The 6,765-nt window shown below is 36.6% G+C and carries 2 protein-coding genes and 1 pseudogene; all 3 read left to right on the top strand.

Going from position 1 to position 6,765, the window contains the following annotated elements; translation table 11 throughout:
- Window positions 1-458: PorP/SprF family type IX secretion system membrane protein (locus Z054_RS0126995; protein WP_024773093.1), on the top strand; the 458-nt coding region annotated here is incomplete at its 5' end.
- 569 nt (window positions 459-1,027) lie between these two features.
- Window positions 1,028-1,372, top strand: a complete 345-nt coding sequence (locus Z054_RS0126990; RefSeq protein ID WP_024773092.1) for a hypothetical protein — start codon at window positions 1,028-1,030, stop codon at window positions 1,370-1,372.
- Window positions 1,373-1,553: 181 nt separating this feature from the next.
- Window positions 1,554-6,765: pseudogene (locus Z054_RS0126985) on the top strand (hypothetical protein); the annotation flags it as partial.

Raw genomic sequence — 6,765 nt, 5'->3', positions numbered from 1 at the left:
ATAAGTTTTATGTAGGTTTAAGTGCTCCTAATTTATTAGAGACGAACCATTTTGATGAGAGTACTACCACAAGTACTAGTGATGCTGTTAGTTTTTTGGCAGAGGAACGTATAAATTATTATTTAATAGCAGGTCATGTTTTTGATTTGAGTGATGATGTAAAATTTAAGCCGGCAATTTTAGGTAAGTTGGTATTTGGCGCACCATTACAGGTAGATATTTCTGCTAATTTTTTATTGTACGATCGTTTGACATTGGGAGCTGCTTATCGATGGAGTGCTGCATTAAGTGGTTCTATAGGATTTCAGATTTCAGATGCTATGATGATTGGTTTTGCATATGATCGTGAAACCACCGAGTTAGGTCAGAGTCAATTTAATGATGGGAGTTATGAAGTCTTTCTCAGATTCGAACTCTTCAAAAAATACAATAGAATGCTAACACCTCGTTTCTTTTAGTGAAAATAACATTACACCCTGGTTGTCGTTTTAACTTTCTGTTAAAGAATATGTTACTATGTGTAATTCAAAGAATAGGTAAGATAATATCTATTACAATTTCTTAAAATCCATCCCTCTTCTTGTATCAATAGCCAATCATACTGCATTTGTTATGGTAAAACCATATTTATTTTGAGCTTTCAGTGTATTTATAATTAAGAATTTATATATAAATTTATAATGTTAAGAAAAACATGATATAAGTCACTATTTTTAAAATTATTGTTGCGTATATAAAAAATTACATTTAATAAATATATTTCCTATTTCATCTTGTTGATGTATTTTATTTTTTAACGCCTAATGATACTATTGTTAAAATTGTATAATGCATTCCAATGTTTTTCTTTCCAAACTAGATACACATAAACTTTTAGTGAGTAAGTGATAGTATTTCTCACTAAAAAATATCAAAAATGAATTAACAATAACAAATACCTAAAAAACAATCCAGCAATTATAAAACTTTTGGCGAGCCAGTAATTGTAAGGATTTGAATAACGATAATTTTAAACTAAACCACCATTATGAGGTTCCTTTTTTTTATATCAAAAGATATATTTTCTTTTATCCAGAATATCCATATAAGCTATATTCAAAAACAAGTTGATAACTCACCTAATTACAGAGCGTTATTTTTAACCGGGATAATTACCATCTTACTGGGAACATATTCTTTTATAGCATATTCCTTTTTAGAAACTTCTTCAGTGTTAATAGAGGAAAAAAACTCTCATAATATCCAGGGAAAAACAGGGGAAATCACTGCTAATTTCGATGATAAATATGCTTATAGATTTCTTTTGAGATTTAACCTTCATAAAGAGAGGAGTTTGCGTATGAATAACAAAAAAACCAAGATATTTTGTTAATAGAGAGAAAAACCTTTTGTCGAACAAAAAGAGCATTTCATCGATAAAAATGATGTTTTCAGCATTGTTTTCTATTTTTTTAACAAAAATATATGTTAATTTCGAATAATTTATTTTTCAATTTTTAAGACTATTTACCTTTTATTATCTAATAATATTTGTTATCTAATAATACAAGTTTATGATAAATTTTACTCAATTCTTACATTGTAAAAAGAGGCCATTTTTCTTTTTCATTTTCATTTTATTTCTTGGTAGTCAGATAAGTGCTCAGGTGGTTACTACTTGGGGGTCTTTGTCGGGTACAGTTCCAGAGAATAATTTTCAGACGAGTAGTTTGTCTTCGATAGGAGATGGGGTAACTATTGTAACAGTTGATATCACTAGATCATCTTCATCGAGTGTAGGAGGTACGGTTAATGCAGTTGCGCCAAGCTCAACTTTGGCAAATAGTTTTAATAATGCCAGAACTACAGTTGGAGTTTCTGGTAATACTTATACTTATACATTTAGTGAACCTGTGCATGTTATTTTGAGTTCTCAGGAACATAGTAATCTTATTAGAACTGAAAATATAAAAATTTCTAGCCCTAATGCGGGCGCTTTATTTTCAGGAAGCTTAACAAACCCCCAAGAAGGACATTTTGTAAGTAATAATAATACTTCAGAAATTCATATAGGTTCTAAAAGTACAATCACTACTGCAGGAACATACTGGACAGTAGAGAGTAATATTGCAATAACTACTTTATCGGTAGAATATTATGCTACTGATGCCACAGAAGCCGCTTCTGGAGAACCATTTACAATGGATTTATCACCAAATCCATGGTTAAGATTAGATACAACAAATGTTACGGGAGCTGGAGGAATTGATATTAATTCTACGGCTTGTTCCACAGGATGGGAGCCATTGGATAATACCAATACAAGCGCAACTTCAGATTTGGTAGCTCCACATGGAATTCAGTCTATGACAGTTACACTTACAAATGAACAGGATATTGGTCAGGAAGAACTTACTATGACGGGAGGATTTACTGGTATTTTGGTTTCTGGAAATAATACTACTAGTTTAACAATTACTAATGATGGTAATGCTACAGTATCAGAATTTAGACAGGTATTGGATGATATTTTTTATCTAAATAATTTGGTTAATCCAACCACAGGAGTAAATCGATTGATTGATATTCAGATAACAGATTTTTATGGAGGTACCTCTAATATAGCTACTGCATCCTTTCCTATAACAAGGGGGCCACGATCAGGATCTACTAATGGTCAACTAATAATTTTTGTAGGTGATGGACCAACAGATTTATTTACAGGTTTGGATGGCACTGAAGACGCAGGTGGTACATGGGTGGATGTAAATACTACAGGGGCGTTAGCTGGTAGTATAGTGGATGAAGCTACTTTACCTTTAGGAGGAAGTATTTTTAGGTATGATGTAACGGGACCATCACCATGTAGTAATGCTTCGACAACTGTAGTTGTTATTAAGATGAGTAATACAGAAATAGCACTTACTTCTCCTTCGGCTTGTGGAGAACTGGTTACTGCGTATGCAAATCCATTACAATCTGCAAATTCTGACGATCCAATATTTGTTTTTGATTCTGGATCAGGAGAATTAGTTTGTCCTGCTGGATCAGCGGGAACCATATATGATTGGTATATTTTTAACCCTACTAGTAATTCATATGATGCTTTTGCTTTAGGTTCAACTCCTGTACAGACAGGTTTGGCTGATGGAGGATATCTTGTAGTAAGAAATGATGGAGGTACGGTAGAAGAAGGTAGAGCATGGATTTGGAATTCATCTTTAGTTATGGATGCGGGTGCGCCACAAAACGCATGTGCAGGAGATACTGTAAATTTGGCAGGTGCCGGCACCGTTACCAATCCGATATACACATATTATGATCCGGTACCCAGACCATTTCCTATTACTGCTACAACAGAGATTAGTGTAACATTTGATGCCACGCATACTTATGTTTCTGACTTAGGTTTTTTTGCAGTTGCTCCCGATGGAAATACTACAGTTACTTTAGGACCGAATCAAGGGAACACTTGTAATTCTGGTGATAATGTAACTAATTTAACATTTACAAATGATGCAGTTGGAAGTGTATTTAATTTTTGTGCACAACCAGCACCTCTAACAGGGACTCATGATCAATATTTTGATGGTACTGGAACTTTTACCATTGATTGGTCCCCTTTCATTGGTTTTGATGCTAGAACAGGAGGGTGGGCAGTCCAGATTTATGATTGTGTAGGAGCAGATACAGGTACATTGGATGGTGCCACAATAATATTCGATGACGGATTAGGTAATGTTGTCACATATACCAGTGGTTCAATATCTGTTGGAATAAGCGATAATTCATGTACGCCAGCTTCAGCTTCAATTTATGTAGTACCTTTTACACCAGCAACTCCAGGTGTTGATAATTCAATATCATTATCTGATGGTATTGGTGTTGGTGGAGCAGGAGGATACGAATGGTCATATAGTACAACAGGTCCAGCCGGGCCTTGGTCAGGAGCTTTTGAAAATAATACATTAACACCATCAAGGATAGTTAATGAAACTACCTGGTTTAGAATAGTAGGAGATAATGGGGTTAGTTGTGCTACAGAAGATATAGTACAAATTACAGTTAATGACCTGCCTAATTCTGGTACTGGAACAGATGAATTTGCCTGCGCTGGAGATACAGTAATTAATCTTAATTCTTTGATTACAGGTGCCGATGTTGGAGGAACTTGGAGTGTTTCGGGGTCTTCTCCTAATAACCCAGGAGGTGATTTTAATGCGGGAGCAGCAACATATGATCCAACAACGGGAGGTATATACACCTTTGATTATACGGTTTCTGCAACAGGCTCTTGTATTACTAATGCTATAACTTCTGTAACTGTTTCGGTTCAGGCATCGCCAAACTCTGGTATAAACAATACAATTTATGCGACTTTAGGAGATGGTACAATAAATTTGCTATCCAATCTTTTAGGAACTCCAGAACCATTTGGTATTTGGAGCCTTAATGGAGCAAGTGATAATCCAGGAAGTAACTTTGACTCCTCTGCGGGAACAGTAGATACAAATACATTAACCGATGGGACTTACATATTTGATTATTCATTAACAAGTTGTACGATATCAATATCTTCTGTAACGATAATATTTACAACATTAGATACAGATAATGATAATGTAGGAAATCTCATAGATATTGATGATGATAACGATGGGATTTTGGATACAGTAGAAAATACATTAGGAGTAAATCCTTCTATAGATGCAGATAATGATGGTATTCCTAACTACCAAGATTTCGATAATAATGGAAGTGGAACCGTACCTGTTTGTTTAGATGGTAATCTAGATGGGATTTGTGATACATTGGATCCTGTTTTTGATTTTGACGGAGATGGAGTTCCTAACCATTTGGATTTAGATAGTGATAACGATGGAATTTATGATGTTATTGAAGCGGGGGGAACTCTTAGTGGTGCTTTAGGACAAGAAGGTCGACACGATGATAACGATAATAATACAAATAATACAGCGACCAATGGTGTTCCTTCTTTAGCTAATGGAGGGGTAGGGAATACTCCAACAGATACAGGTAGTAATGGTAGTTTGGATTATATAACATTAGATAGTGATAGTGATGGTTGTAGTGATGCCAATGAAGGGTATGCCGATGCAAATGCTGATGGGGGTGATGGCGGAGTGTATAACCCTTCAAACACAGCAGCAGAACCGTTAACAGTAGGAGCAGGTACAGTAAATGCTAATGGAGTAGTTATGGCAGCAGCATATACCACTCCTGCTAATGCAGATGGTATAGCGCCAACAAATAATACACAGTTTGATTTTCAACAGATCGGAACGGTACCAACGATAACTACACAACCAGTTAACATAACAACTAATGGAGTAGGTTCAGTAACGTTTGAGGTAGAACCAGATATAAATTATTATACATATCAATGGCAGGTTGATGATCAAAGTGGTGGAGGCTTTGTTTCTATTAACCCAGCCAATGTAGTAGATATTTACACAGGTAGTGATACTGCAATATTAACATTAACAGGAGCAACTGCAACTGAAGATGGATATGTATATCAGGTGATTGTAACAGATGACTCTTACATTTGTTCACCTACTACCTCTAATTCTGTGACTTTAACCATTGACACAACCGCTCCTACTGCAGATACCTTTACAACGAACGATATTACACCTACCTTAACCGGGACAGGAGAGGCCAATGAAACTTTAATCATTACAGTAGATGAAAACGGAGATGGTACCCCAGAAGTTACCTATATCGTAACTACGGATGCCGCCGGAGATTGGAGTATTGATACTGGAGTTGTCGTTCCTACAAGTGGTAGTTTACCAGTATTGACAGATAATGATACTTTAGATGTAGTAGCTACTGATGCCGGAGGGAATAGTGGAGCAGGAGTAGTGACTATTGACACAACCGCTCCTACTGCAGATACGTTTACAACGAATGATATTACACCTACCTTAACCGGGACAGGAGAGGCTAATGAAACTTTAACGATTACGGTAGATGAGAATGGTGATGGTACCCCAGAAGTTACTTATACCGTAACTACAGATGCCGCCGGAGACTGGAGTATTGATACCGGAGTTGCTGTACCAGATAGTGGTAGTTTACCAGTGTTGACAGATAATGATACTTTAGATGTTGTCGCTACCGATGCCGGAGGCAATAGTGGAGCAGGAGTAGTAACTATTGACACAACCGCTCCTACTGCAGATACCTTTACAACGAATGATATTACTCCGACTTTAACCGGAACGGGAGAGGCTAATGAAACCTTAACCATTACGGTAGATGAAAACGGAGATGGTACCCCAGAAGTTACTTATACCGTAACTACAGATGCCGCCGGAGATTGGAGTATTGATACTGGAGTTGCTGTACCAGATAGTGGTAGTTTACCGGTATTGACAGATAATGATACTTTAGATGTAGTAGCTACTGATGCCGGAGGGAATAGTGGAGCAGGAGTAGTGACTATTGACACAACCGCTCCTACTGCAGATACGTTTACAACGAATGATATTACACCTACCTTAACCGGGACAGGAGAGGCTAATGAAACTTTAACGATTACGGTAGATGAGAATGGTGATGGTACCCCAGAAGTTACTTATACCGTAACTACAGATGCTGCCGGAGATTGGAGTATTGATACTGGAGTAGTCGTTCCTACAAGTGGTAGTTTACCAGTCTTAACAGATAATGATACTTTAGATGTTGTAGCTACCGATGCAGGAGGTAATAGTGGAGCCGGAGTAGTAACTATTGATCTTACAGCCCCAACAGCAGATA

The sequence above is a fragment of the Aquimarina macrocephali JAMB N27 genome, assembly GCF_000520995.1.
In the GTDB taxonomy this organism is placed as follows: Bacteria; Bacteroidota; Bacteroidia; order Flavobacteriales; family Flavobacteriaceae; genus Aquimarina; species Aquimarina macrocephali.
The sequence above is the reverse complement of the archived record's forward strand: the minus strand, read 5'-3'. Positions and strand labels throughout refer to the sequence as shown.

Coding starts and splice junctions, on each gene's coding strand:
- Z054_RS0126990 (WP_024773092.1), top strand. CDS start 1,028: ATGAGGTTCCTTTTTTTTATATCAAAAGATATATTTTCTTTTATCCAG.